This is a genomic window from Draconibacterium sp., from assembly GCF_041583095.1.
In the GTDB taxonomy this organism is placed as follows: domain Bacteria; phylum Bacteroidota; class Bacteroidia; order Bacteroidales; family Prolixibacteraceae; genus Draconibacterium.
Genome location: NZ_JBFHGM010000382.1, coordinates 1 through 3760, shown reverse-complemented (window position 1 = coordinate 3760; position 3760 = coordinate 1). Strand labels below are relative to the sequence as shown.

The 3760-nt window shown below is 41.8% G+C and carries 2 protein-coding genes and 1 pseudogene; all 3 read left to right on the top strand.

What is annotated here, in order from left to right:
* Positions 1 to 871, top strand: a pseudogene (locus ABZB17_RS21415) (hypothetical protein); the annotation flags it as partial.
* A gap of 125 nt (positions 872 to 996) precedes the next feature.
* Positions 997 to 2925, top strand: coding sequence for a RagB/SusD family nutrient uptake outer membrane protein (locus tag ABZB17_RS21410; protein WP_372653495.1), 1929 nt, complete (start codon positions 997 to 999; stop codon positions 2923 to 2925).
* A gap of 32 nt (positions 2926 to 2957) precedes the next feature.
* Positions 2958 to 3760, top strand: an 803-nt coding sequence (locus tag ABZB17_RS21405) for a SusE domain-containing protein (RefSeq protein ID WP_372653492.1), incomplete at its 3' end; no start/stop codon positions are given.

Genomic DNA, 3760 nt, shown 5'->3' with positions numbered 1-3760 from the left:
CACTCCTTATGCCAACTTCGGAAAAGTGAAAAACCATGGGGGTGAAGCTGCAATTACTTACAATAAGAAAATAAACCAGGCCGACATCTCGTTTTTTGCCAACGTAAGTTATGCTAAAAACGAAATACTGGAATATGATGTTCCGGCAGGGCAACAAGGAACCCATCAGGATATTACCGGCCACTCAATAAACGAACTGTACGGCTATGAGGCAATCGGATTGTATACAGCTGAGGATTTCGACGGTTCGGGCAATCTGCTTCCGGAACTACCACAAAACGAACTGGCTGAAGTACGTCCCGGTGACATTAAAATTCTTGACTGGAACGAAGACGGCGTAATCAATTCAAAAGACAAAGGTTATGTTGGTGGAACCAACGACCCGCGTATGGTTTACGGATTTGGCGGAAACATTTCGTTACATGGCTTCGATTTTAGTGTATTCTTCCAGGGAGTTGGAGACACCTACCGTTTTATTGGCGACGAAAGTGAGTACTTTATTCCGGGATCAGGACAGGGAATTCAGGGAAATATCTTCACCAACTATACCGACCGCTGGACCGAAGAAAATCCATCGCAGGATGTTTTCTATCCACGTTTGTCGTACGCTACAAATTACAACAACAACGCAAATTCTACCTGGTGGAAAAAGGATATGAGCTTCCTGCGTTTGAAACAAATTGAAATCGGGTACAACATTCCGGCATCGGTAAAAAAAGATATGTTTAAAGCATGTCGTATTTACATCAACGGAAATAACCTGTTGACATTCTCTGATTTCAAATTGTGGGATCCTGAACTTTCAACTTCCAACGGAACTGAATATCCTCCAATTAAATCAGTTATGCTCGGAATTGACTTAATATTCTGATAATGAAACGACCATGAGAAATTATTATACGAAAATACGAATGATTATAATCATGGGAGTTACATCTGTTACCTTAAAAAATAAACAATTATAAACAGATGAAATCACCTATAAAATATAGAAAGATGAAAATACAACTAAAATATATATTCCTGATACTGCTGCTGGGCACCATGTTTTCCTGCACGGATTACCTGGATAAAGAATCAGATACAGAATTAACCATGGATATGGTTTTCACTGACAAAGACAGAATGGAAAGTATGCTCGCTTATGTGTATTCCGGTATACCCGATCCAACCTGGGGCTATTTAAACCGAACCGGATGGGGCGTTATGGGCGACGACTGGACACCTTCTGAACGTTGGCAACAATGGGGATGGGATGCCATTCCAAAAATTACAGGTAACTGGAACACCGCAACTCCATGGGATGGTGGTTACTGGGGAGATCTACCGAAACGTATTCGTACAGCAAATATTTTGCGAGCTAATGTTGTGCCAATCGAAGGAACTACAATTACAGCACAGGAAGTTGAATACATACAGGCCGAATGTCGTTTTTTACAGGCTTACTACTACAGTTTGTTTGTAAACTGCTACGGTGTTTGTCCTTTTCAACCCGATTATATTGCACCAACCAATGGTTCGACAGAAGAGCTACTAACCGGCCCCGTTCCATACGATGAAATAATTGAATGGTGCGACAATGAAATGTTGGAAGCATCCAAAATTTTACCGGCAAGCTACACACAGGCAATAAAATATGGCCGCGTTACATCAGTAATGTGTTTGGCGGCACGTGCCCGCATGCTACTTTTTGCAGCTTCTCCGTTGGTAAACGGCAACCCTGATTATGCCAACTTCACTGATACCGAAGGCACTCCGCTTTTCAGCAGCTCATACGATCAAAACAAATGGACAAAAGCGCTGGAGGCACACCGATTGCTGATTCAGGAAGCTGAAGCTGCAGGACATGAGTTGTACAAAATGTATAACGACGATGGCAGTATCGATCCATTTGCATCAACAGCCTGGGTGCATGCCCGTACTTATGCCGATGGAAATAAAGAAATTCTTTTTGCACGTCCGCAAAACCAAACGGAATTCGACAAACACATTTCTCCATACGGAGCAGGAGGTAACGGAGGTTTGGGCATGACTCAATCTATAGTTGATGCTTTCTTTATGGATAATGGCCTTTCGCCAATTTTGGGCTATGAGAACGGAGATAAAACCAAGCCTATCATCAACCCGGAATCGGGTTATACTGAAAGTGGTTTTTCAACAAACGATGATGTAAGAAATACCGATAACTGGAACTGGTACGACGGCAAAGAAAAAGTAGCGGCAAAAGCAGGAACTTTCAACATGTATGTAAACCGCGAACCGCGTTTCTACAATGCCATTCTTTGGAACGAACGTTATTACATCTGGGACCGTCGGAATGTTGATTTTTATCAGTATGGAAAAGACAATAACTACACCCACGATGCACCTCAGAACGGGTATTTAGGGTTAAAACGAAAACATCCCAACTCAGATTCTAAAAATGGTTCATGGCAATATCGCCCGGGTATCGTTTACCGCCTTGCCGAAGCCTACCTTAGTTATTGCGAAATACTTAATGAGGTAAGCCCGGGAAACCAGGAAATTCTTACTTACCTGAACCTGATTCGTGAAAGAGCCGGTATTCCTCAATATGCAACTTCTCAACAAGATGGTTATATCGCAGTAAATCTGAACGACCAGGACGAAATGCGTGAAATTATCCGTCGCGAGCGCCGTGTTGAACTATGCGGTGAAGGTGTTCGTTACGACGATCTGAGACGCTGGAAAGAAGCGGAAGATGTGCTGGATGGAGATTTCTATGGTATGAATTTCTCAGGTACCGATAAATCGGATGACCCATCAAATCCAAAAGCGTTCTTCGTGCGTACGCAATACCAGAAAAGGATATATCAGAAAAAATATTACTGGTTCCCTATTTACCAGGATGAAATTGACAAAAATCCAAACCTGGTACAATCACCTTACTGGACAGAATCTGAATAATTGGGAAAACTACTTTAACAAATTTGAAAGAGATGAAAAAAATAAATATACTATTCGTAATCTTCGCAATGAGCATGCTACTTTTTAGCAGTTGCGATGAAGAGTACGATGTAAAAATTGAGATAGACACCGTTGAAGACGGCATGCACCTGACTCCCAGCGTTGAGGAGATTACCCTATCACAGGATTTAATGAATGAACCCGCCATTACATTCAGCTGGGATCCGGCACAGGAACGCGCAAACAATGGTACGATAACCTACTATTTTAAACTGGGACTACCCGGGCTTACCACTGCCATCGATAAAATTGAATTAGATGCAGGTGTTTCGGAATACAGCATTTCGCATTTCGATTTAAATGCAACCCTGTACGGCCTTGGCGTAAACTACGGAAGCAGCACCGAGATTGAAGCCGAAATAATAGCCTCATCAGAAGGAGATTATTTTGTTAAGCCAGAAATCTCAACTACAAAGGTAATGGTAACCACCTTCGAGATCGAACCTGTGAATCTCTATTTGGTTGGATCTGCTAACCCAAAAGGGCCGGAAATCAGCGATGCGATTAAACTAACTGAAATTATCGAAGGCAAAGATATTGGTAATAAATATCAGTGGGAAGGCAATTTACAGATTGGAACCTTTAAGTTCGTTAATTCACTAACTGAGGATAAAGGCTCGTGGAGTATGGGTGCAAGTTCAACTGAATTAGTGCAGAATTCAACGAACAGTAGTTCTGATATGGAATTTACCGTAACCAAGTCTGGTTTGTACTCCATTATTTTAAACAAAGCGGATAACGAAATCATTTTTGGTTATAAAGGATTTAGTCATGT